Source organism: Parascardovia denticolens DSM 10105 = JCM 12538, assembly GCF_001042675.1.
GTDB lineage: Bacteria > Actinomycetota > Actinomycetes > Actinomycetales > Bifidobacteriaceae > Scardovia > Scardovia denticolens.
In genome coordinates this window covers 1,128,168-1,150,352 of the sequence record NZ_AP012333.1, presented here as the reverse complement: position 1 = coordinate 1,150,352, position 22,185 = coordinate 1,128,168, and the positions used below count along the sequence as shown (strand labels likewise).

At 57.3% G+C, this 22,185-nt stretch carries 19 protein-coding genes and 1 pseudogene; 8 read left to right on the top strand and 12 right to left on the bottom strand.

Annotated features, from left to right (window positions below; translation table 11 throughout):
• Positions 1–186: 186 nt before the first annotated feature.
• The gene (locus tag PSDT_RS04830) at positions 187–903 is read left to right on the top strand and encodes a ComF family protein (protein ID WP_006290340.1); all 717 of its coding nucleotides are present in this window, start codon (positions 187–189) and stop codon (positions 901–903) included.
• 201 nt (positions 904–1,104) lie between these two features.
• On the opposite strand, the gene PSDT_RS04825 is transcribed toward PSDT_RS04830, so the two are convergent.
• From PSDT_RS04825 to glgB, 5 genes are all read right to left on the bottom strand, one after another.
• Positions 1,105–2,412: a Y-family DNA polymerase gene (locus PSDT_RS04825; RefSeq protein ID WP_006289064.1), complete on the bottom strand. Its 1,308-nt coding sequence runs from the start codon at positions 2,410–2,412 to the stop codon at positions 1,105–1,107.
• Positions 2,413–2,415: 3 nt separating this feature from the next.
• Positions 2,416–2,829 carry a LexA family protein gene (locus tag PSDT_RS04820; RefSeq protein ID WP_006290341.1) on the bottom strand — a complete coding sequence of 138 codons (414 nt, stop codon included), beginning with the start codon at positions 2,827–2,829 and terminating at the stop codon, positions 2,416–2,418.
• 96 nt (positions 2,830–2,925) lie between these two features.
• The gene (locus PSDT_RS04815) at positions 2,926–4,209 is read right to left on the bottom strand and encodes a HAMP domain-containing histidine kinase (RefSeq protein WP_006289066.1); all 1,284 of its coding nucleotides are present in this window, start codon (positions 4,207–4,209) and stop codon (positions 2,926–2,928) included.
• A 110-nt stretch (positions 4,210–4,319) separates the two neighbouring features.
• Entirely contained in the window at positions 4,320–5,039 is a 720-nt protein-coding gene (locus PSDT_RS04810) for a response regulator transcription factor (RefSeq protein WP_006289067.1), read from the bottom strand.
• Between the two features lie 219 nt (positions 5,040–5,258).
• Positions 5,259–7,496, bottom strand: a complete 2,238-nt coding sequence (glgB, locus tag PSDT_RS04805) for a 1,4-alpha-glucan branching protein GlgB (RefSeq protein WP_006290343.1) — start codon at positions 7,494–7,496, stop codon at positions 5,259–5,261.
• 163 nt (positions 7,497–7,659) lie between these two features.
• Between glgB and PSDT_RS04800 the strand changes: the two genes are divergently transcribed.
• A complete protein-coding gene (locus tag PSDT_RS04800) occupies positions 7,660–8,352 on the top strand; it encodes a CarD family transcriptional regulator (RefSeq protein ID WP_006289069.1) in 693 nt (230 codons plus the stop codon).
• A 107-nt stretch (positions 8,353–8,459) separates the two neighbouring features.
• Here the strand turns inward: PSDT_RS04800 and PSDT_RS08350 are convergent, their stop codons facing one another.
• The 7 genes and pseudogenes from PSDT_RS08350 to PSDT_RS04770 all read right to left on the bottom strand — a co-directional run bounded on the left by PSDT_RS08350 (position 8,460) and on the right by PSDT_RS04770 (position 13,245).
• Positions 8,460–8,636 carry a hypothetical protein gene (locus PSDT_RS08350; RefSeq protein WP_006289070.1) on the bottom strand — a complete coding sequence of 59 codons (177 nt, stop codon included), beginning with the start codon at positions 8,634–8,636 and terminating at the stop codon, positions 8,460–8,462.
• A gap of 185 nt (positions 8,637–8,821) precedes the next feature.
• Positions 8,822–9,298, bottom strand: a complete 477-nt coding sequence (locus PSDT_RS08105; RefSeq protein ID WP_081442125.1) for a DUF2974 domain-containing protein — start codon at positions 9,296–9,298, stop codon at positions 8,822–8,824.
• Between the two features lie 121 nt (positions 9,299–9,419).
• Positions 9,420–9,590, bottom strand: a complete 171-nt coding sequence (locus PSDT_RS08585; RefSeq protein WP_223293555.1) for a hypothetical protein — start codon at positions 9,588–9,590, stop codon at positions 9,420–9,422.
• 183 nt (positions 9,591–9,773) lie between these two features.
• Positions 9,774–10,106: pseudogene (locus PSDT_RS04790) on the bottom strand (DUF1310 family protein); the annotation flags it as partial.
• A 350-nt stretch (positions 10,107–10,456) separates the two neighbouring features.
• Positions 10,457–11,287 carry a metal ABC transporter permease gene (locus tag PSDT_RS04780; RefSeq protein WP_006289071.1) on the bottom strand — a complete coding sequence of 277 codons (831 nt, stop codon included), beginning with the start codon at positions 11,285–11,287 and terminating at the stop codon, positions 10,457–10,459.
• Positions 11,288–11,294: 7 nt separating this feature from the next.
• The gene (locus PSDT_RS04775; protein ID WP_006289072.1) at positions 11,295–12,176 is read right to left on the bottom strand and encodes a metal ABC transporter ATP-binding protein; all 882 of its coding nucleotides are present in this window, start codon (positions 12,174–12,176) and stop codon (positions 11,295–11,297) included.
• A 139-nt stretch (positions 12,177–12,315) separates the two neighbouring features.
• A complete protein-coding gene (locus PSDT_RS04770; RefSeq protein WP_231859820.1) occupies positions 12,316–13,245 on the bottom strand; it encodes a metal ABC transporter solute-binding protein, Zn/Mn family in 930 nt (309 codons plus the stop codon).
• Between the two features lie 239 nt (positions 13,246–13,484).
• Here PSDT_RS04770 and PSDT_RS04765 point away from each other — a divergent pair, with 239 nt between their 5' ends.
• From PSDT_RS04765 to pyk, 6 genes are all read left to right on the top strand, one after another.
• A complete protein-coding gene (locus PSDT_RS04765; RefSeq protein ID WP_006289074.1) occupies positions 13,485–14,363 on the top strand; it encodes a bifunctional methylenetetrahydrofolate dehydrogenase/methenyltetrahydrofolate cyclohydrolase in 879 nt (292 codons plus the stop codon).
• 218 nt (positions 14,364–14,581) lie between these two features.
• Positions 14,582–16,063: a 30S ribosomal protein S1 gene (gene rpsA, locus PSDT_RS04760; protein WP_006289075.1), complete on the top strand. Its 1,482-nt coding sequence runs from the start codon at positions 14,582–14,584 to the stop codon at positions 16,061–16,063.
• 202 nt (positions 16,064–16,265) lie between these two features.
• Positions 16,266–16,892 (top strand): dephospho-CoA kinase, encoded by a 627-nt coding sequence (gene coaE / locus PSDT_RS04755; protein ID WP_006289076.1) that lies wholly within the window; start codon positions 16,266–16,268, stop codon positions 16,890–16,892.
• A gap of 72 nt (positions 16,893–16,964) precedes the next feature.
• Positions 16,965–19,079 carry an excinuclease ABC subunit UvrB gene (uvrB, locus tag PSDT_RS04750; protein WP_006289077.1) on the top strand — a complete coding sequence of 705 codons (2,115 nt, stop codon included), beginning with the start codon at positions 16,965–16,967 and terminating at the stop codon, positions 19,077–19,079.
• A gap of 35 nt (positions 19,080–19,114) precedes the next feature.
• The gene (locus PSDT_RS04745; protein WP_006289078.1) at positions 19,115–20,101 is read left to right on the top strand and encodes a TerC family protein; all 987 of its coding nucleotides are present in this window, start codon (positions 19,115–19,117) and stop codon (positions 20,099–20,101) included.
• A gap of 315 nt (positions 20,102–20,416) precedes the next feature.
• Positions 20,417–21,859, top strand: a complete 1,443-nt coding sequence (gene pyk / locus PSDT_RS04740) for a pyruvate kinase (protein WP_006289079.1) — start codon at positions 20,417–20,419, stop codon at positions 21,857–21,859.
• The last annotated feature ends 326 nt before the right edge of the window (positions 21,860–22,185 follow it).

Here is a 22,185-nt window from a genome sequence, read left to right as displayed (position 1 = left end):
TGGCCGTTTTCAGCATGGGGCCCTGCCCTGTCTTTCTGCCTTGGGCGCGAAAGTGTGGCGATAGGCAGATGTGGATAAGTCGTTTCACTCGGTGGTCAACTGTGGATAAAACCGGAATCGGCACACATTCGACCACATGCCCCTTTTCCGATTGATGACTCCACTTCCGCCCTTTACGCTGGGCATATGACTTCCGAATTCCTTTCCGACATGAGGTTCCTCCTTTTCCCGCGCTGCTGTCCGGGCTGTGGGAGGGCGGACCGGATCTTGTGCCCTGCCTGCTCGGCCGCCTTCTCCCTTTTCCTTTCCCGGAACCTGTATGACCACTCGCTTTCGGGAGGGCCTTCTCTCCAGGTCCATTCCTGCAGTCTTTACCAGGGGCTGGTCAGACAGACGATTCTGGCGTGGAAGGACCATGGGGATGTCGAATTGGATGGACCTTTCGGCCGTTTCATGCGGATTCTCCTTTACCGCTACCTGGCCGGGCTGGACCCTGTCTTCCGGACTCGTCTGAATGGTCTTTGCTTCCTGCCGACCCCTTCCCGCAAAGAGTCGTTTTACAAACGTGGCCGGTGGCAGGTGCATCCTTTATGCGAATCCCTAGTGTCCGCCTGCGGGCGGGTGGGAATCAGGGCGGATTGGGAGCCGGCCTTGACCATTCGGGGGTCACTGCGTAAGGCGGTGGAAAAGAGCGATCGCAGGGACCGTTCCTCCCGCTTGCGGGGGCATGTGGTGGTCAGCCATCCCGAGCGCTTGCGTGGCCGCCCTTTGGTTCTCGTGGATGACATCATGACCACTGGTTCCACCCTACGCACCTGCCATCAGGCCTTGGAAGAGGCGGGCGGGGAACTCCTCGCCTGCCTGACCCTCAGCACGGTCCCGGATGAGCGGGAGCCGCGGTAAGCGCGGTAATCGACATAGGTGCGGGAGTTGATATAGATGTGATAGTCGCAATCGGTGTGGGAGTCGTAATGCCGTAATGGGCGCGATAGGCTTTCGTCCCTATTCCCTAGATTCCCTAGGCTCTTTCTTGCTTCCGTGTTTTTTGTTTTCTTCGATTTTTAGGCCTTCCTTGGCCCTAAGACGTTTTCCCACTTTGTTTTCCTACTTCGCTTTGACGACGGGCATCTCCTTCCACCGGGTGGTCGATCGTTCGGACAGCATTTGCCTTTTCATGGACCAGTCGGCTCCGGTATCGTTGGATTTCAACCCTTTTCCGCGGATACCCCCATAACCGATGCCGACCGTCATGGGCCCGAAGCGGGTGATGGCCGATTCTAGGATTTCTCCCAGCCCTTGGTCATCCCGGTGGGCTTCAAGCCCATCCAGGGTGATGAAGGAATCGGCGTCCGTCAATCCTTGGAGGACCACTCCCGCCCGGTTATAGGGGGCATGGGGGTTGATGCGGCCGTGAATGGCTTGACAGGCGGCTTTGGAAATGACCAAGGGACTGTCGCTGGGGGAGTCCAGCGTCTGCGTGGACCAAACCCGGGAGCGTTCCTGTTCCCGGAAACGGCTGGTGGAACAGAAAACGCTGACCAGGCAGCACAGGCTGCCTTGACGTTTCAGCCGCCGGGTCGCTTTTTGGGCGTAGACGCTCACCGCCTGGCAAAGGGTCTCGTAGCCTTGGATGGGGTGGGAGAACATGCGGGAACAAAGGATTTGCTCCCGCCGGATTCCGTGGTTGGCGTCCCCCTCGTCATCCTCCACAATGCAGGGGGTGCCGCGAAGCTCCAGGATCGTCCTCTCCAGAGGCAAGGAGAAGCGCCGTCTCATGGCGACGGTATCGGCCCGGGCCAGGTCCGCGGCCGTCAGAATCCCCTGACTGATGAGCTGGGGGCCCAGCCGGCGGCCCACCCCCCAAAGGGCGGTCACCGGCACTTGCTCTAGGATGGAGGGGTCCACCTGGCTCCAGGAAAGGACTCCCTGGGTGTCAGGATGGTCTTTGGACCAATGGTTAACCACCTTGGCCAAGGTCTTGGTCGGGGCGATGCCAATGGACACCGGTACGCCGATCCTCTTGAAGATCGCCTCTTTCATGGCCAGACAGATTTCCCTGGTGGTCGCATCGTCATAAGGGCTGGTCAGGAAGCTTTCATCGATCGAGTAGACCTCCTGCCCGGGGAGGAAATCCGTCATGATGGACATCATACGGGTGGACAGGCTGGCGTACAGCTCGTAATTGGAGCTGCGGGCGACCACTCCCAAGCGCCTGGCCTTCTCCTTGATCTTGAACCAAGGAGCCCCCATCGGGACCCCTAAACGTTTCGCTTCGGCGCTGCGCGCCACCACGCAGCCGTCATTGTTGGAAAGCACGACGATGGGTTTGCCTTGAAGGTCGGGATGGAAGACGCGCTCGCAGGAGGCGAAGAAACTATTAGCATCGGCGAGAACGACGGAGGCGGCGGTCATGGTTCACTTCACCGGTCTTTCCGTTTGAGCCCTTTGCCAATGGAAATTCCCGAGGACCACGCCCCAGATGAGCGCATCCGCCTCCCAATAAAGATGGATGTCGGGGTAGGAGGGGTTCTCCGGGTGGAGAACGGGATTCCCCTCCTGGTCGATGACCAGCCTTTTGACCGTCAGCTCCCCATCGATGGCGGCGATGACCACATCGTTTTCCTGGGCGGGCAAGGAACGGTCGACGATGAGGAGGTCCCCGTCGAAAATCCCTGCCCCCTGCATGGAGTCACCGGCCACGGTGACGATGAAGGTGGTGTCGGGGTGAATGATGACGTTCTCGTCGAAGGAAAAATCCCCATCGAAATAATCCTGCGCCACCGAGGGAAATCCGGCATGCACAGCTTCCAACGCCTTTGGTATTAGCATGGCAATCACCTCTTTCGAACATTTGTTCGATTATTATGACAGGTGAATGCGACAGAAAAGGGGCCCGCAACACACGCGGAAAATCAAGCCTTCCGCTTAGTCCTCATCATCCTCGATATGGTATTTGGGCAGGATGATCTCGAAGTTGGCCCCGCGGGCGTCATCGACCACCCGGACCGTCCCCGAATGCAGCTGGGCGGCCCATCGGGCGATGGACAGGCCCAGGCCGGTCCCTCCGGAACTGGTCCCCGGTCTGCTCCCTTGGCCTTTCACGTAACGACGGAAGATGTCGGAACGGGCCTCTTGGGGGATCTGAGAACCGAAGTTGACGATGTTCGAAACGATGGTCCCATGGGGGATGTCCTCGTTGACCTCGACCAGGATGGAAGTCTCGTCGGCCGAATGTTTGAGGGCGTTGGAGATGATGTTGGTGTAAAGCTGACGCAGGCGGTCCTGGTCGCCTTCCATGGTGATGTTGGCCGGCACGCGCACGTTGATGATGTGGCCGTGACCGCCGTCGGCTATCTCCAAAGGCTGCACCACGTCGTCGATGAAATCCTTGACGTTAAAAGTGCTGATCTCCAGGCTGGCGGCCCCGGCTTCCACCCGGGACATGTCTAGGAGGAAGGCGATGAGGTCGCTGAGCCGGTGGGTCTGGTTGAGGATGCTTTCCAAGTTGGCGGGGGTCGGCTCCACCACGCCGTCGGCCATGTTCTCCACCTGGGCCTGCAAGGCGGACACCGGGGTGCGCAGCTCATGGCTCACGTTGGCGATGAGGTCCCGCCGCATCTGGTCGGCGTGCTCCAACTCCTCGGCCATGGCGTTGAAGGAGCGGGCCAGCTGGCCGATTTCATCCCGGCTGGACAAGGCCTTATTGACGCGGACCTGATAATGCCCTTCCTGCATCTGTTCCGCCGCGTCCCGGATCTCGCCTAGAGGGGAGACCAGGCCACGGGAGAAGACGTAGGTGATTCCCAGGGCCACCACCAAGGTCAGGGGCATGGCGATCCAGCCGCTCAGATGATAACGCAGCAGGAACCAGGACATGAGGAAGGCTACGGCGGTCGCCATGGTGATGATGGCCCCCAGCTCCATTTTGAGGGAGGTGAAAATCCCGATGGGGCGGCTGAGGAAGGACCTTTCCCGGGAGGGGGAGCCGGATGGCGTCTGCGATGAGGGGCTTTCGTTCCGCCTTATGGGTTGCGTCTTCGGGTGCGCTCCGGCCCGTTTGCCACCCCGCCCTCCGGCCTGCTTGTCGGAGCTGTAGATGTCGTACGCGGCCTTGCTGTATAAGCCGTGAGGGGCCGTATGATGCGGGGCCGATGAGGATGTGCGCGGGAGACGGAATCGGGAGGTCGCTTTCGCGCCCACGATGCGCAAGGAGTCGTAGGTGGATGCGGCGGAAGGGTCGTCGGAGGAAGCGGAAGAACGGGGGGAATCAGGGGAATAGGAAGGTTCGGAGGAGGGGGAGCGACGGTTCTCTGACACGACTAAGCCTCAGGGGGCTCGAAGGCGTAACCGACGCCGTGCACGGTCCGGATCATCTCCGAGCCGAGCTTGTGGCGCAAGGCCTTCACGTGGGAATCCACCGTACGGGTGCCGGAAGCGTCCACCCAGTCCCAGACCTCTTCCAGGAGCTTCTCGCGGGTCAGGACCTGCTTGGGCTTGCGGGCCAAAGTGGCCAGGAGGTCGAACTCGGTGGGGGTCAGATGGATCTCTTCCCCGCGCAGGACGACCAGCCTTTGGGCGGGATCGATGGTGAGGCCGTGGAATTCCAGGACCTTCTCGTTCTCAGAGTTCTTGGCGATGACCTTGGCCCTTTCCACCCGGCGCAGCAGGGCCTTGCAGCGGGCGACCAGCTCGCGCATGGAGAAAGGCTTGGTCATGTAATCGTCGGCTCCGGCGCCCAGACCGATGACCTTATCGGTTTCGTCGTCGCGGGCGGTCAGCATGAGGATGGGCACGGGGCGCATGGTCACGATGCGTTTGGTGGCCTCCAGGCCATCCATGACGGGGAGCATGATGTCCATGATGATCAGATCGGGCCTATAGGTGGCGGCTAGCTGGACGGCGCTGGCCCCATCACCGGCGATTCGGGTGCTCCAGCCTTCCGACGCCAATCGTTGGCCGATGGCGGTCGCAAGGGTGGGTTCGTCTTCAACAACGAGAATGGAGAACTGACCGGTTCTTCCTGAAGTAGCGTTGATCATAATGTTTTCATATCCTCATCAATATCGACAATACTGACCATAGTACAAGAGGCCCTTCACATTTTCCTTCCACTTCCTCCACTTTCCTTTAGGTCCAGGTCGGCCGTGATCCACGGAAAAGCCCGGGAATGGTCGAAGGCCACCCGCCGGGCTTTTCATATGGTCGGTCCGCCGTCGTCTATCAGGATGAAGGCAGACGAGGCCCCGCTTCTCAGCGGCTTAGTCTTCCGGCTCCAGGATGATCGCCCCCAAGGCGGGGATGGTCAGGTAAGTGGACCAGTTACGGCCATGGAATTCGCCGTCGACCACCTGGATATCCTCATTGTGGATGTCCGAACCGCCGTACTTGGCGTCATCGGTGGTGAAGATCTCCTTCCACTTCCCGCCTTGGGACAGGGGGACCCGGTAGCTTTGCCAGGCGGATCCGGAGAAGTTGACGACCACGACCAAAGGCTTACCGGCCTTGTTGAGCCTCATATAGCTGAGGGTGTTGTAATCGGCGTCGTCGCTGGTCAACCATTGGAAGCCTTCCGGCTCGAAATCAAGCTCCCAGAGCTGGGAATGGCTCTTGTAGAGGTCGTTCAGGTCGCGGACCAGGCGTTGGACCCCGCGATGGTCCTCCCAGTTGAGGCAATCCCAATCGATGCTCCACTTCTCGTTCCATTCGCCGAATTGGGCCATCTCATTGCCCATGAAGGTGAGGTTCTTTCCTGGATGAGTCCACTGATAGGCGAAGAGGGCGCGCACGCCGGCGAAACGCTGCCAGTCGTCCCCAGGCATGCGGCCGATGAGGGAACCCTTTCCATGGACGACCTCATCATGGGAGATGGGCAGGATGTAGTGCTCGGAATAGGCGTAGACCATGGAGAAAGTGATTTCGTTGTGATGCCACTTGCGGTCCAGAGGATGCTTGCTCAGGTAATCCAAGGTGTCGTGCATCCAACCCATGTTCCACTTGAGGCCGAAGCCCAGGCCGCCGGAATCGGTGGGGGCGGTGACCCCTTGCCAGGAGGTGGATTCCTCGGCGATCATCATGATGCCGGGGTTGTTGCGGTAGGAGGTGGCGGTGGTTTCCTGCAGGAAGGAGATGGCCTCCAGGTTTTCGTTGCCGCCGTACTTGTTGGGACGCCATTGGCCGTTCTCGCGGCTGTAATCCAGGTAAAGCATGGAGGAGACGGCGTCCACGCGCAGGCTGTCCACATGGAATTCGCTCAGCCAGTAGGAGGCGTTGGCGACCAAGAAGTTACGCACCTCGTTACGGCCGAAGTTGAAGATGTAAGTGCCCCAGTCGGGATGCTCCCCGCGCAGAGGGTCCGGGTCCTCATACAAGGGGGTGCCATCAAAACGGGCTAGAGCGAAGTCATCCTTGGGGAAATGGGCGGGGACCCAGTCCATGATGACCCCGATGCCTTCCTGGTGGCAGCGGTCGATCAGATAACGCAGGTCGTCAGGCTGGCCGTGGCGGGAGTCAGGCGCGTAATAGCCGGTCACTTGGTAACCCCACGAGCCTTCGAAAGGATGCTCGGCCAAAGGCATGAACTCCACATGGGTGAAGCCCATATCCTTCACGTAGGCGACCAAGTCATCAGCCAACTGGCGGTAGCTTTCCCCACGCTTCCAGCTGCCGGCGTGCACTTCGTACACGCTGACCGGACCCAGATGGGGGTTCTTCAAGGCGCGGGACCGCATCCATTCGTTGTCTTTCCACTCGTAGTGGGAGTCGGTCACGATGGAGGCCGTCTCCGGAGGAATCTGATGATACCTCTCCATGGGGTCGGCCTTTTGCTTCCACTCGTTGTTGGCGTTGAGGATTTCGTACTTGTAACGCTCGCCGGCATGGATACCGGGGATGAAGATCTCCCAGACGCCGCTGGAACCCAGTTCCCGCATGGCGTATTGGCGTCCGCCCCAACCGTCGAAATCGCCGACCACGCGCACGGCATGGGCGTTCGGCGCCCACACGGCGAAGGAGGTTCCGGTGACGGAGTTGTCGGACGACCCATCAGGATCTCCCATGGGGTCCACGTAAGTGCGCACATGAGCGCCCAAGACTTCCCAGAGGCGCTCATGGCGGCCTTCGTTGAAGAGGTAGGTGTCAAGCTCACCCACGGTAGGCAGGTAGCGGTAGGGGTCGTCCTGCAGGTTGGTCTCTCCATCCTCGTACTCGGTGCGCACCCGGTAGTCGGGGACGGTCCAGGAATCGCCGTCGGCCACGGCAGGAAGGTCGGCCACGAAGACCCCATTCCACTCATGGGTCGCTTCGTATTCGCCCTTCTCGGTGATGATGGTCACGGTGGCGGCGAGGGGGCGCAGCACACGCACGGTCGCCACAGGTCCGGTCTTCTTTCCTTCTTCCTCTCGAGAGTCGTCCAGATGAACCCCGAGCACCTCATGCGGATTGTAATAAACGCCGTTCGAAACCTGGTCTAAAACGGAATGCGAAACGGGGATTGGCATCGTTGCTCCTATCCTTTGCTCCAAAATATAACATCTCCCATTGTAAACGAAAATCGGAATAAAGCTAATCAGAGTGTTCCTGGAAGCTCTGATTTTCCTAGACTTCCTGTCCGTGCCCCAGAGCATAATAGACAAGTTGACTTTACGCGAAGGGTGTTTATATATGGAATATAAAGTTGGTGACACTGTCGTATACCCACGTCATGGAGCTGCCCGCATCGAGGAGATCACCGAGCGGACCCTGCGCGGGGTCACCAGGATTTATCTGCGCCTGACCGTCCTGTCCTCCGATGGTCTGGAAATCAGCGTCCCCGCCGACGCCGTGGATAAGGTCGGCGTGCGCGAAGTGGTCAATGGGGTGGCCGTGGCCAAGGTCTTCGAGATCCTGCGGACCCCCATCGTGGAGGAAAAGACCAATTGGTCTCGCCGTTATAAGTTGAATGTGGAGAAAATCGCCACCGGGGACGTCAATAAAATCGCGGAAGTGGTCCGCGACCTTTCCCAGCGCGACGATGACGAGCATGGTCTTTCGGCCGGGGAGAAGCGCATGCTGTCCAAGGCCCGCAACATCCTGACCTCGGAGATCGCCCTCAGCGAGAAGATCGACGACGAGGAGGCCCAGAGGCTGCTTGACGTCAATCTCGGTTATCAGGATCCCGAACCCGGGGATGAGAAGCATCATGCCCAGGCTCCTGAAGAGGCCGCCTACCAGACCCTTTTCCGCCTGGAGGAAGAGGAGAAGGCCGAAAAGGCCGCAGCCAAGAAGGCGGCGAAAGAGGCCAAGAAGGCATCGAAGGACGATAAAGATAGCAAAAAAGAGGATAAAGAAGACCCTGCTTCCGAGTCGGAAGACTAGGCTTGATGGCGCCGGCGGCGAGCGACCAAGCGGCAGGGATCTGCGTTCGCGTAGCGGTTGCCGCGTTGCCTAGCCGTCTCGTTGCCTAGTCGCTTCTCGCCTATCGATTAAGTGATTGCTTTTTTCGGAGCCTGCTGGTTCTTGGAATAGGCGGATTGCACCGCATTGCCGAATGTACCTTTCAATGAGTTGTTCATTGAATCAGTGCTCTTTTTAATGTCGGTCGCGCAAGCGGAAGCCCTTTCTTCCACGGTTTCCTTCCATTTCTTGCGAGTCGTATTCATCGGTTTCCATAGATGCCTTTGCTCTCTTTAAATCAAATTCCATTGAATCAACGAGATTGTTAACGGAGCTGATGACGATACATGTCTGCTCGACTTCGACGAATAATTTCTGCCCGCTGGTTGCGCCGTGTGATGAATTTGACCAATGAGAGATCTTACTGGACAAAGCTTTGAGGGCTTTCTTCTCATTTCGTAAAGTAGATTTCGGTTGAAGGACAAGCGTTCCATCTTTGGTAAAGAAATATCCACCCCACATGTGCTGGTTGATTTTTTTGTGAGAGGAGATTATTACCCTTTGCTTTTTTCGAGTCAATGCGGTATAGACTTCCCACGTAAGGAGAATCTTCATAAACGTAGACTGTGTTGCCCATGTCGGGATCAATAGCCTGGTCAGATGAATAAGCCATGACCTTCTTATCTGGGTATCCGAAGGGGACAAGATCTTTTTGGTCAACATAGTTATGAACACGTCCTTGGTAGGATTTTGCTCTTTTCCTCTGTGCGTCGGTAAGGTTTTCGTAAATATTCGGCCCTTCATAAACCCATGCACCGCTTAAACGTTTGGCTTCATCATCGTCGAGTGATGACACGGCATATTGTCCGTCCATAGAGCCTAATGAGTGACCGTAAACTTCGAATTTGCAATCTGGATACTTTGCCATTTCCTTTTTGAGGAAGGAAGAAGATTGTTTAAACCGGTTAAACAGTGGTATGTATGCCGATCTAACAGGTATGCCTAATCCGAGTAAATCTGATCCTTCTACAAAATCGTTCGCAACCCAATCAGAAAAAAATCTGCTTTGATCCTTGGAAAAGGATACGTACTGTCTTGCCTTGTTTAATTGCCACAGCATCAGGACCTGTAACGGGATCATGGACTACGTCAACAGTTTCGCTTATCTCTGTACCGTCTTTAATGGTGACATGCTTTTTCTGATAATAATTTTTTTCCATTATATTCTTCATGAGCAATTAGCGTTCTTTGGCGGTCATTAAAGATATAAGACTTCATCAATATCACTTTCTAAAAGATTGATTATAAAAGAAACTAAAATTTAATTGAGAAATAATAAACTTAGACTTACGGAGAGCTTACCTAATTAGTTACTATCGATTTACAGAGATCAGCTGATTTGCTTATTTAGTAGAAAAGATCATTAAACCTGGGATTATGAATTTTTCCCTCCATTTTGGACCGTCGTCCTCGATTTCGCTCTTAACCCATTCTCTGACCTGTGGAGTCGCGTTGTCTCCGTATACGTCATGCAACTTGACCATAAGTTCTACTGATGGGGATCCACTGCCTATCATGTGCCCGATTGAACCTTGTGAAAGGACTATGCCCATATCCATTGTGTAGTTTTTGGCATCATTGATTACTAAAGAGTAATCAATTCCTCCCATGGGGTTGTGCTTGATGGTGGAGTCATCTATCTGATAGGATTTGATGAACCTGCGAGAGGTCAATGCATAAGCGCCCCAGTTTAGTGGTGTTTTTTAATGATTTTCATATTTTTGTCTGAGTGGACTATCCGGACCATTTCCGCTTGGAAGGCTTTTCTTTCTTGAATGGTCTGGTTTACCTTTATTCCGATGAAGATAACGAGCCCGATGCAGATAAAAGACGATGAGGAGCTGGATCGGGGAAAGAATCTTCCTTCTTTCCTTTGGACTGGCTGCTTTCTCGAATTCGGACAGCCGCTGGTCTCGTTGAAGCAGTTCTTCCGTTTCATTCTTCCGTTTCATTAGCGCTGAGGGCATAGTGAGGAGCAGGCTTCTCTTCCGCCATCTTCACGTCTTCGCCATTCGTCAGAGGAAGTCTAGCTCTTTCGCCCGGAAATCAGACGTGTCAGCAGCCATAACAGCGTGCTGAAAGTGACGATGACGAAGCTGGGCGGCAGATTCAACATGGTGGATACAATCAAACCCAACCAAATACAAACCAAGCAGAGAAAGGTCGAAACGACGATGACTCGGAAGGGGGACTTGGTCATCATACAAGCCGTGGAAGCCGGAGTAATGACCAAGGCGAAGATGAGCAAGGTTCCGACCGCAGGTACGGCGACGGTGATGACCCCGGCCATAAGGGCCATGAAAAGCACGTTCATCAGGGAGATGGGCACGCCTTTGGCTCGGGCGACCTGCTCGTCGATTGAGGAGAAAAGCAGGGGATGGAAGATCAGGCTGATGACCAGGACCAGGAAGAGATCGAAGATGGCGAAGCCCAGAAGCTGGTCTTCCGTGATGGTCAGGATGGACCCGAAAAGGATGTTCTGCAGCTGTTGCGTGGCTTGGGAGGTCATGCGGGCGAAGTAGAACCCCAAGCCGGTGGCGAAGGCCAAAACGGTCCCTGTAGCGATTTCCCTCTGGCTGGCCTTCTTTCCTAAGGCGCCGATGGCCAGGCCGCCGCCCAAAGCGAAGGCCCCCATGCCGATAGAGATGGGGAGGCCCAAAAGCACGGCTAAAGTGGCTCCCGGAAGGCCGATGTGGGCCAGGGCATGGGCGGCAAAGGCGGATTGCCGGCAGATAGTGAAATAGCCCATGACCCCTGCCGCGATGGCGATGAGCAAGCCGGCCAGAAAAGCGTGCTTCATGAAGGGGGCCTGTAAGGTCTGCAGCCATAAAGGACTGTACTGGAAGAAAGTAATCATAGCGGGATCACCTCTGGTTTTGAGAATTCTTGCAGGAAGGATTGGTGTGGAAAGTCGCCGCCTCGCTGGTCTGATGGATGTCGTGATAGGTTCGGGAGGCCGGTTCCAGGTCGCTGTCATGGGTGACGAACATGTCGCCTTGGGGCGTGGTGATCACCTCCACCTTCGTCCCGTACAGATGGGTCAGAAGGTCTGAGTTCAAGACCCCGTCGATGGGGGAGTAATGGGGGTGCCCGTCCAGAAGGTAAACGGCTCCGGTCAGGATGGGCAGGAGCATGTTGAGATCGTGGGAGACCACTTGGATGGTGATGCCTTCCTGATGGTTGAGCTTGGCCAGAAGGTCGACCAAGGAGGACTGGCTGGCCATGTCCAGGTTGGCCAAGGGTTCGTCCAGCAGCAGAAGCTCAGGATCTCCGACCAGGGCCTGGGCGATGGCCGCTCGTTGCCTTTGGCCACCGGAAAGGTCGGACAGCCGGGCGAAGGCGTAATCATGCAGACCGACGAAATCAACGACTTCCGCCGCTTTGGCCTTCTGCTTCTTGCTGGTGTAATGCCAACCGAAGGAAGTCCCGGTCAAGCCAAGGAGGACGGACTCGGTCACGGTTATGTTGCTGTCCCCAACTGCTTCGTAGTTCTGGGGGACGTAACCGATGCTTTTATTTGCTGCACCGGCAGATTTGCCTAGGACTTCTACCGATCCCTCGGATAGGCGCAGAAGCCCGAGCTCCACAGCAATCATGGTGGTTTTCCCAGCTCCATTGGTCCCGACGATAGCGGTGACGGAGCCGCTGGGGATGGAGAAATCGCCTTGGGACCAGATAAGGCGGTCGCCGCGGCGTATGGCGGCTCCGGTGAAACGGATACAAGCTTGGTCGGTCATAGGGGTCATAGAGCCTTCTCTAGCGCGAATATCGATCGATTATCGATTCAGTGTCAGGATTATCAATTTATCAAGGAAAAGGGGAGGGGCCTGCAGGCTTATCCTCCCCTCATCTTAAACCCTGTCTTATTGCAAACAGGATTTATTTTCAGGACTTATTATCGCTGGACTGGCTGGGAGCCGTGGAATCCGTGCCGTCAGCGGTGGACATCTTCCGGGAGATGGCGTTCACCAAGTCGCCAATCCAATCGGTTTGCGTCTTATATTTGTCAGGAACCTGCTCGGTGATCTCCACGGTGGGGACCCCGGACTTGCCTGCGGTACCCATCAGAAGATTACTGGCGTCGGAGGCCTCCTGGGGGTTAGTGACCAGGAAATCGATTTTCTTTTTCTCAATCAGGGATTGGAAGTCAGACAAATCGTTTGCCGAAGGCTCCGATTCGTTTTGGATGGCGCGGCCATAAGCCTGAGGAGTCGCGTCCTTCATGCCCATGTCGGCCAGCAGATAGTAGGCCACGGATTCTGTGGCCGCATAGGGGCGGTCCTTATGATCTTTGGCGAAGGCCTTGAGCTTCTTGTCCAAAGAGGATTCCTTCTGCGACCATGCCTTGTAGAGCCTGGTGAAAGTGGCCTTTTTCGCAGGGCGGGCATTGATGTAAGCGTCGCGGATGGCGACAGCCATCTTGTTGCGGACCTCGGAGGAGAACCAAAGATGAGGGTTGTCCCCTTCTTCGGCTCCGATAGTGGAGGCGGCGTTGACCGTGGTCACGGATTTGCTGGTCGACTTGGTCGCCCAGGAGTCGTAGCCGGCTCCATTCGCCAGCAGGAGTTCCGCCTGGGAAATAGTAGCCAAATCCGCTGAAGTAGGGGAGAACTCATGAGCATCGACCTTGGTGTTCTTCAGGATCGATGTGACTTTCACCTGGTCTCCGCCCAACTCCTGAGCCAGGATCCCCCACTGATTGATGGAGGCGACCACGGAGATCGGCTGGGACTGATTTGTTTTGCCTTGCGTCGGACTCTTGTCTGAACGAGGAGCTCCGCAACCTGCTGTCGTCAAAAGCATGGCAGTGGTCATAATAATGGCAAGAGCCATCAGAAGCGAAGAAGAAAAACGATGATGATTCTTCTGACTGGTCTTGATGATAGTGGCGCGCATAGGTGCACTCTTTTCTACAGAATGATGACGGTAACCTTGTTGTTAAAATGTCGCAATATCATCCCACAGCTATTCTCCTCTGCCCCCAGGATAAATGCAAATGCCTGAGTGTCTGGATATGATGAAGGGGACTATTCCCTTGGGGTGAAAGGAATGCTATGCCGCTGGTGCTGGATGGGAAAGCTACGGCCGCCAAAATCAAGGATGATCTGCGCGCTCGCGTGCTGAAGGTGAACGCCCAGGGCTATGAACCGGGCCTGGCCACCCTCCTGGTTGGGCAAGACCCGGGCTCGGTCAAATACGTGGCCGGAAAGCATAAGGATTGTAAGGAGATCGGAATCAGATCCTTGCGTCTGGACCTTCCTGAAACCGCTTCGGCCGGCCAGGTGATCGAAGCCATCGAAAGGCTCAACAGCGACCCCGCCTGCACGGGATTCATCGTCCAGCTGCCTTTACCCCAGTCCATGGACCCCGACGCCATCATCGACCACGTCAATCCGGCCAAAGACGCCGACGGCATGCATCCTTACAATCTGGGGCGCCTGGTCCTGCACACCACAGGCATCGACGACGTCCCCATGCCTTGCACCCCCCGGGGTATCCTCACCCTTTTGGACGACTACGGGGTGGACTTGGCCGGGAAGGACGTGTGCGTCCTCGGCCGGGGGATCACCATCGGGCGAACCATGGGCATGCTGCTGACCACCAAGGGGGTGGACGCCACCGTCACCCTCTGCCATTCCAAGACCCGGGACATCGCCGACAAGACCCGGCGGGCTGATGTGATCATCTCGGCCATCGGCCAGGCCCACTTCATCCGTCCGGACATGATCAAGCCAGGGACCGTCCTCATCGACGTGGGCGTTTCCCGCGTATGGGATGAGGAGTCCGGCCGCTGGCGCATCCAAGGGGATGTGGACCCGGCTTGCTATCCGCTTGTTTCCGCTTACAGCCCCAACCCGGGAGGGGTGGGTCCCATGACCAGGGCCATGCTCCTATCCAACGTGGTGGATATGGCCGAGCGCAAGGTCCGCTGAGGCTTTCGCCCCGGTCGCCCTCGCCTTTGGCGGTCTCAAAGGTCCGACGCCGGCTCCGACGCCGGTCATCCGGCCTTTTCCTTGGCTTTGGTAGATGGTTTCCGGTATCATGAATACTTGACTGTGTCCGTCACAGGGCGCAGAACCGGGGAAGGGTAATCCTTCCCCGGCATAAAAGAAAATCGAGTATTATCCATTTACTATCAGAAAATCATTCAATGACAGATAACAAAGCGGAAGTCGAAAAGGTGGCGATCAACGACATCGGCACCGTCGATGACTTCATCAAGGCAGTCGATTCCACCATCAAGAACTTCGACGATGGTGACTTGGTCGAGGGCACTGTCGTCAAGATCGATCATGACGAAGTTCTCCTGGACATCGGCTACAAGACCGAAGGTGTGATTCCTTCGAAAGAACTCTCCATCAAGAAGGACGTGACTCCTGAGGATGTCGTCGAAGTCGGCGACACCATCGAAGCCCTGGTCGTGACCAAGGAAGACAAGGAAGGCCGTCTCATCCTCTCCAAGAAGCGCGCTCAGTACGAACGCGCCTGGGGCGATGTGGAGAAGATCAAGGAAGCCGATGGCGTGGTCGAAGGTACCGTCATCGAAGCCGTCAAGGGCGGTCTGATCGTCGATATCGGTCTGCGTGGCTTCCTGCCCGCGTCTCTGGTCGAGATGCGTCGTGTCCGTGATTTGGCTCCTTACATTGGCCAGAAGATCCAGGCCAAGATCCTCGAGCTTGACAAGAACCGCAACAACGTGGTCCTGTCCCGCCGCGAGTATCTGGAGGAGACCCAGTCCGAAGTCCGTGAGACCTTCCTGTCCCAGTTGAAGAAGGGCCAGGTCCGCGAAGGTACTATTTCCTCCATCGTCAACTTCGGCGCCTTCGTCGATCTTGGCGGCGTCGATGGTCTGATCCATGTTTCTGAGCTGTCATGGAAGCACATCGATCATCCATCCGAGGTCGTGAAGGTCGGAGACAAGGTCACCGTGGAGGTGCTCGACGTCGATCTCGACCGCGAGCGCATCTCCCTCTCCCTCAAGGCCACCCAGGAAGATCCGTGGCAGCGTTTCGCGCGCACCCATGTTCCTGGACAGATCGTCAGGGGCAAGGTCACCAAGATCGTTCAGTTCGGTGTCTTCGTCTCCGTTGATGACGGCATCGAAGGCCTCATCCATATCTCCGAGCTGGCCAACCGCCACGTGGAAAACCCCGAGACCGTGGTCAAGCCTGGCGAGACCATCTTCGTCAAGGTGATCGATGTGGATCTGGACCGTCGCCGCATCTCCCTGTCCCTCAAGCAGGCCAACGATTCCGTTGACCCCGCTTCCGAGGACTTTGATCCGGCCCTCTACGGCATGCCCGCCGAGTATGACGAGAACGGCAACTACAAGTATCCGGAAGGATTCGATCCCGAGACCAACGAATGGATCGAAGGCTATGAGAAGCAGCGTGAAGAGTGGGAATCCCAGTACGCCGCCGCTCATGACCTGTGGGAGGAGCACAAGGCTTTCGTGGCCAAGGAGCTCCAGAACGCCGCCGCTTCCGCAGCCGAGGATGGTCAGGCCGAGCCTGAAGCCAAAGTCGAGGAAGAAGCCACTTCTTATTCTTCCGCGGACAAATCCGAAGGCACCCTGGCTGCTGATGATCAGCTGGCCGCTCTGCGCGAGCAGCTGCTGAACGAAAACAAGTAGTTTCGGCGGTACCTTACCTGTAGTACTGATTCTTTTGGTACGGTAAGACGGAAAGGGGCGGATCCGGGAGACCGGACCCGCCTCTTTTTCATTTTTGTTTTCGTTTTTCGCATGGGGCTCACGAGGCTTATAAAGCTCACGGGGCTTATGGGACTTATATGAAGGCCATAAGGCTATCGAGATTATCGGTGAAAGGGTTTTCATGATCCGACTAGGGTTGACGGGCGGCATCGCCGCAGGCAAAAGCACGGTCAGCAAGCATCTGGCCGAGCGGGGGATCCCGGTCATCGATTATGACTTGCTCGCTCGGAAGGCCGTCGAACCGGGGAGCCCAGCCTTGGACCGTATCGTCGAAGCCTTTGGCCCTCAAGCCTTGGGGTCTGACGGCTCCCTCGACCGGGCCTGGATGGCCACGAAGGTTTTCGCAGGATCGGATCGCGAAAGCAACCGGCGACGTTTGGAGGGGATCATCCACCCGGCCGTCTTCGCTTTGGCTGCTGATGAAGATGCTCGCTACCAGGAATCCGGCTGCCCCCTCGTGGTCCACGACATCCCTCTCTTGGTCGAGCAAGAGGAGCAGACTCGAAGGCATGGTCTGGTTTTCGACCATATCATGTCGGTGGAAGCGCCCGAAAAGACGCGCATCAGCCGCATGGTCGCGCAAAGGGGGATGAGCGAAGGGGCGGCTCAGGCCAGGATTTCGGCCCAGGCGGACGAGACCGGCCGCCGGGCCTTGGCGGACGTCATCATCGATTCCTCCCAACCCCTGCCTGATATGCTGGAAGCGGTGGATGTGGCCGTAGATCGGCTCCTGTCTTTATGCTCGTAAGATAATCATCGGATAAGGCCGCATTGGGAAGCGGACAATGGTAAGGACTGGCGGATAAACCGGGGAGGCATCATGGATGGGATGGATGGCATCATCGAGCGGGAGGACAGGCCTTTTGTCGTCAAATCGCCTTACCAGCCTTCCGGTGACCAGCCCCAGGCCATAGAAGAACTGGCAGAACGCCTCAACAACGGCGAAAGCGATGTGGTCCTCATGGGAGCCACCGGTACGGGCAAGACGGCCACCACCGCCTGGCTGATCGAAAAACTGCAAAGGCCTACCCTGATCCTGGAACCCAACAAGACCCTGGCCGCCCAGCTCTGCGCCGAATTCCGCGAGCTCATGCCGGACAACGCCGTCTCCTACTTCGTCTCCTACTACGATTACTACCAGCCCGAAGCCTACGTTCCCCAGACGGACACCTTCATCGAGAAGGATTCCTCCATCAACGATGATGTGGAAAGGCTGCGGCATGCGGCCACGGCCAACCTCCTGACTAGGAGGGACACGGTCGTGGTCTCCACCGTCTCTTGCATCTACGGTCTGGGCACGCCGGAAGAGTATGCCTCCCAGATGCTTTTCCTCCACGAGGGGGATGAGCTGAACAGAGACGAGCTCCTGCGCACTTTCGTCAAAATGCAGTACAAACGCAATGACTTGGCCTTCACCCGGGGAACTTTCCGCGTCCGGGGGGACACGGTGGAGATCATCCCGGTCTACGAAGAGCTGGCCATCCGCATCGAATTCTTCGGGGATGAGATCGACCGGATCAGCACCCTGCATCCTCTGACCGGGGAGATTATCGACCATGTGACCAACATCCACATTTTCCCCGCCACCCATTACGTGGCCGGCCCCGACCGCCTCAACCGGGCCATGAAGACCATCAAGGAGGAGCTGGACGAGCGGGTGGCTGAGTTCAAGAAGCAGGGCAAGCTTTTGGAAGCCCAACGCCTGCAGATGAGGACCACCTACGACTTGGAGATGCTGGCCCAGATCGGCACCTGTTCGGGCGTGGAGAACTACTCCCGCCACTTCGACGGCCGCGCCCCCGGGACCCCTCCCCACACTTTGCTGGACTTTTTCCCTGATGACTTCCTGCTTGTCATCGACGAGTCCCATCAGACGGTCCCGCAGATCGGGGCCATGTACGAAGGGGACGCCTCCCGCAAGCGGACCTTGGTGGAGTATGGCTTCCGCCTGCCTTCCGCCATGGATAACCGGCCTTTGACCTGGGAGGAATTCCAGCAGCATATCGGTCAGACCGTCTACTTGTCAGCCACCCCGGGCGATTACGAGCTCGGTCTGTCCGATGGGGTGGTGGAACAGATCATCCGCCCGACCGGTCTTTTGGATCCCCAGGTGGAGGTCCGCCCGGTGGATGGGCAGATCGACGACCTCTTAGGCGAGATCAAAGACCGGGTGTCCAGGAACGAGCGCGTCCTGGTCACCACCCTGACCAAGAAGATGGCCGAAGACCTGACCGATTACCTCCTGGACAGGGACATCAAAGTGGAATACCTTCATTCCGATGTGGACACCCTGCGCCGGGTGGAGCTCCTGCGGGAGCTGCGCGAAGGCAAGATCGACGTGATCGTGGGCATCAACCTCCTGCGCGAAGGCCTGGACCTGCCCGAAGTCTCCCTGGTGGCCATCCTGGACGCGGATAAGGAAGGCTTCCTGCGTTCCTACCGCTCCCTGATCCAGACCATCGGTCGGGCCGCTCGAAACGTGCAGGGGACGGTCATCATGTACGCCGATAAAGAGACCGAGGCCATGGCCAAGGCCATCGATGAGACCAACCGTCGCCGCGAAGTCCAGATGGCTTACAACAAGGAGCATGGCATCGACCCTCAGCCCCTGATCAAGAAGATCTCCGATGTAAACGACATGTTGGCCAAGGAGGACATCGACACGGAGACCTTGCTGGAAACCGGTTACCGCAACTCCGGCAAGGCCGGCAACTCCCATCTGGGCGTACCCGATCTGGACCGGAAGACCATGGACGGCAATCGGCAAAGGCTGATGGAGGCCGGTCTGCCCGCCCAAGACCTGGCCGATCTGATCCGTCAGCTGAGCGAACAGATGCACACCGCGGCCGAACAGCTTCAATTCGAGCTGGCCGCCCGCCTGCGCGACGAGGTCCAGGACTTGAAGAAGGAATTGAGACAGATGACCAAGGCCTGAGGGGTGAAGTCAGAGTAATGCCATAAGCTGAGGGCATGTCAGAAACCCCCTTCGCCTTCATGATCGTCACCCTTGTCGTTCTGGCCGTCTTCTTCATCGTCGACCTTTTCGTCATCGGCAGACGCCCTCATGTGCCTTCCACCAAGGAGTGTCTGCAGCATATCGGTTTCTTCGTGGCGGCGGCCTTGGTCTTCGGGGGACTGGTCTGGTATTTCGCCGGGGCCAAACCCGCCATCGAGTTCTACTCGGGCTGGCTGACCGAGTATTCCCTCAGTGTGGACAACCTCTTCGTCTTCGTCATCATCATGTCCAACTTCGCCGTACCGAAGAAGCTGCAGAAGTTCGTCCTGTCGGTGGGCATCACCATAGCCTTGATCTTGCGGGGCATCTTCATCCTCCTGGGTTCGGCTATCATCACCCGTTTCACCTGGGTCTTCTTCCTCTTCGGGGCCTTCCTCATCTCTACCGCCATCTCCCTGCTGAAAGGCAAGGATGAAGAGGATGACTATCAGGAGAACAAACTCATCACTTTCCTGAAAAAAGGCATGAAGATCACCAACGAGTATGAGGGGGAGAAGCTGCGGGTGGTCAGGAACGGGGTCAAGTATTTCACCCCCATGTTGGTCGTTTTCATCGCCATCGGGACCACGGACGTCATGTTCGCCTTCGACTCCATCCCCGCCATCTTCGGCCTGACCCGCGACCCTTTCATCGTCTTCACCACGCAATGCTTCGCTCTCCTAGGGCTTCAGCGGCTTTACTTCCTGCTGGGCTCACTTTTGGACAAGCTGGTCTATCTGCCCATCGGCCTGTCCGTGGTCCTGGGGTTCATCGGCGTCAAGCTGATCATGGAAGCCTTGCATGAGAACACCCTGCCTTTCATCAACGGCGGCAAGGGGACCGCCTCCATACCGGAGATCCCCACCTGGGCCTCTCTCTTGGTGATCATTCTTTCCTTAGGACTGGCTTCCCTCGCCTCCGTGGTCAAGATGAAGAAGATGCAAAAGACGCGGACCAAGTAAGGCCCGCTTTTCCCCTGCGGATTTCTCCTGTCTCTTCTTCCGGCTTCCTCGATTTTTTCTTTCCTCTTTCTCCTTCTCTTTCAGGATTTTCCGATTCTCTTCCATCCCGCCTGAGGGTGCTCCAACCCCTTGAGCCGCAAGGCCTCCCGTCGGCCAAGATCAAGTGGTCCGCGGCCTTTTGGCGCAGGCGGAAGGGGGAGGAGAAGGCACCGTCAGGCGTCTTAACTTACCTATAGACTGAAGGTGTTGTGAATACGGGAGGCCCCGGATAGGGATCCCGTTCCATTATCAGAAAACAGAAATAGGTAGGCATTCATGCGCAAAGCAAAGATTGTTGATACTATCGGACCAGCCACTTCATCCTTGGAAGTCCTGACCGATTTGGTCAAGGCCGGTATGAACGTGGCTCGTATCAACCGCTCTCATGGCACGGTCGAAGAGCACCTGGCCATTTACGACAACATTCGCAAGGCCGGCGAGTTGGCCGGCAAGAATGTGGCTGTGCTTGTCGATCTGCAGGGCCCGAAGATCCGTTGCGGCTGGATCGAAAAGAACGCCGAAGGCGAAGACAAGGTCCAGCTGGAGGCCGGCCAGGAGTTCGTCATCACCACCGATGAGATCACCGGCAACAAAGACCGCGTTTCCACCACTTTCAAGGGCCTGCCCGCCGACTGCCATCCTGGGGACCCCATCCTCATCGATGATGGCAAGGTCCGCTTGGAGGTCACCAAAGTCGAAGGCAATGACGTGCACACCAAGGTCATCGTGGCCGGACCCGTCTCCTCCCACAAGGGCATCAACCTGCCTGGCGTGGCTGTTTCCCTGCCTGCTTTGACCCCTAAGGACGAGGAGGACCTGCGCTGGGGCATCCAGACCGGGGCTGACGTGATCGCCATGTCCTTCGTCCGTTTCGCTTCCGACATCGACCGCGCCCATCAGATCATGGACGAGGAAGGCCGCCGCGTCCCCGTGGTCGCCAAGATCGAGAAGCCCCAGGCCGTGGAGAACCTGGAAGAGATCGTCAAGGCCTTCGACGGCATCATGGTCGCTCGTGGCGATATGGCCGTGGAAATGCCTTTCGAAGAGGTCCCCCTGATTACCAAGCGTTGCATCGAGCTTTCCCGTTCCTACGGCAAGCCGGTCATCGTGGCCACCGAGGTCCTGGGCTCCATGGTCCACAGCCCGGTTCCCACCCGCGCCGAAGCCTCCGATTGCGCGAACGCCGTCCTCGATGGGGCCGACGCCACCATGACCTCCAACGAGACCGCCGTGGGCGATTACCCCGTGGTCACAGTGGAAAGCATGAGCCGCATCTCCGCTTACGCCACCGATCATGGATATGACCGCATCCCCGCCATCAAGGACGAGAAGTTCACCGTCTCCTCCGCCGTGGCCCACTCCGCCGTGGAATTGGCCGCCAAGCTGGATGTCAAGGCCATCGTCGCCTTCACCTCCACCGGCGCCACCGTCCACCGCATTTCCGCCGAACGGCCTGCCGCCCCGATCTACGGCTTGACCACCGATGAGCACACCAAGTGCTTCCTTGGCCTGAGCTGGGGCACTGAAGGCATCAAGCTGGGCAAGGAGTATCACGGCCTGAACCGCGAAAACCTGATGAAGCTGGCTGACGATACCCTCAAGGCCGAAGGCAAGCTGGCAGATGGCGATACCGTCGTCGTCGTGTCCTGCTCTCCTTCCGCTACCGAGGCCGGCGCCACCGACTCCATCTACGTCCACACCGTTGGCCACAACGAGTAACGAGTAGCGATTCCGCTTGCTTCCTTCTCTTTCTTCTCTAAGCTTGGTTTTCGGTCCGACTTCGGTGGGAGTTCCAAGCTAGGGGGAGCGGCGGATACGCTCAAGACCCTGCGAATCAGTTTTCGCAGGGCCTTTTTTGATTCCTTTTGGTCGCCTTGTCTTCTTCTGCCTCCTTGCAGCTTGCAGTCTTTTGGTCTTCTCTTGGCCCTCTTCGCATGCAGGAACCCTTTCACATAGAATCCTCCCATGCAGAAATCTTCCTCCATGGGGATCCCGCATAGAGAGCCTCCTATACAGGAATCCTCTCGCATCTGGAGGGAATAAAA

What these genes read in the sequence shown, in the direction of transcription:
- PSDT_RS04770 (WP_231859820.1), bottom strand. Translation starts at nt 13,245, where the DNA reads ATGACCACTGCCATGCTTTTGACGACAGCAGGTTGCGGAGCTCCTCGT.
- rpsA (WP_006289075.1), top strand. Translation starts at nt 14,582, where the DNA reads ATGACAGATAACAAAGCGGAAGTCGAAAAGGTGGCGATCAACGACATC.
- glgB (WP_006290343.1), bottom strand. Translation starts at nt 7,496, where the DNA reads ATGCCAATCCCCGTTTCGCATTCCGTTTTAGACCAGGTTTCGAACGGC.
- uvrB (WP_006289077.1), top strand. Translation starts at nt 16,965, where the DNA reads ATGGATGGGATGGATGGCATCATCGAGCGGGAGGACAGGCCTTTTGTC.
- PSDT_RS08585 (WP_223293555.1), bottom strand. Translation starts at nt 9,590, where the DNA reads ATGGAAAAAAATTATTATCAGAAAAAGCATGTCACCATTAAAGACGGT.
- pyk (WP_006289079.1), top strand. Translation starts at nt 20,417, where the DNA reads ATGCGCAAAGCAAAGATTGTTGATACTATCGGACCAGCCACTTCATCC.
- PSDT_RS04780 (WP_006289071.1), bottom strand. Translation starts at nt 11,287, where the DNA reads ATGATTACTTTCTTCCAGTACAGTCCTTTATGGCTGCAGACCTTACAG.
- PSDT_RS04825 (WP_006289064.1), bottom strand. Translation starts at nt 2,412, where the DNA reads ATGACCGCCGCCTCCGTCGTTCTCGCCGATGCTAATAGTTTCTTCGCC.
- PSDT_RS08350 (WP_006289070.1), bottom strand. Translation starts at nt 8,636, where the DNA reads ATGAATACGACTCGCAAGAAATGGAAGGAAACCGTGGAAGAAAGGGCT.
- PSDT_RS04810 (WP_006289067.1), bottom strand. Translation starts at nt 5,039, where the DNA reads ATGATCAACGCTACTTCAGGAAGAACCGGTCAGTTCTCCATTCTCGTT.
- coaE (WP_006289076.1), top strand. Translation starts at nt 16,266, where the DNA reads ATGATCCGACTAGGGTTGACGGGCGGCATCGCCGCAGGCAAAAGCACG.
- PSDT_RS04820 (WP_006290341.1), bottom strand. Translation starts at nt 2,829, where the DNA reads ATGCTAATACCAAAGGCGTTGGAAGCTGTGCATGCCGGATTTCCCTCG.
- PSDT_RS04800 (WP_006289069.1), top strand. Translation starts at nt 7,660, where the DNA reads ATGGAATATAAAGTTGGTGACACTGTCGTATACCCACGTCATGGAGCT.
- PSDT_RS08105 (WP_081442125.1), bottom strand. Translation starts at nt 9,298, where the DNA reads ATGGCAAAGTATCCAGATTGCAAATTCGAAGTTTACGGTCACTCATTA.
- PSDT_RS04765 (WP_006289074.1), top strand. Translation starts at nt 13,485, where the DNA reads ATGCCGCTGGTGCTGGATGGGAAAGCTACGGCCGCCAAAATCAAGGAT.
- PSDT_RS04745 (WP_006289078.1), top strand. Translation starts at nt 19,115, where the DNA reads ATGTCAGAAACCCCCTTCGCCTTCATGATCGTCACCCTTGTCGTTCTG.
- PSDT_RS04775 (WP_006289072.1), bottom strand. Translation starts at nt 12,176, where the DNA reads ATGACCCCTATGACCGACCAAGCTTGTATCCGTTTCACCGGAGCCGCC.
- PSDT_RS04830 (WP_006290340.1), top strand. Translation starts at nt 187, where the DNA reads ATGACTTCCGAATTCCTTTCCGACATGAGGTTCCTCCTTTTCCCGCGC.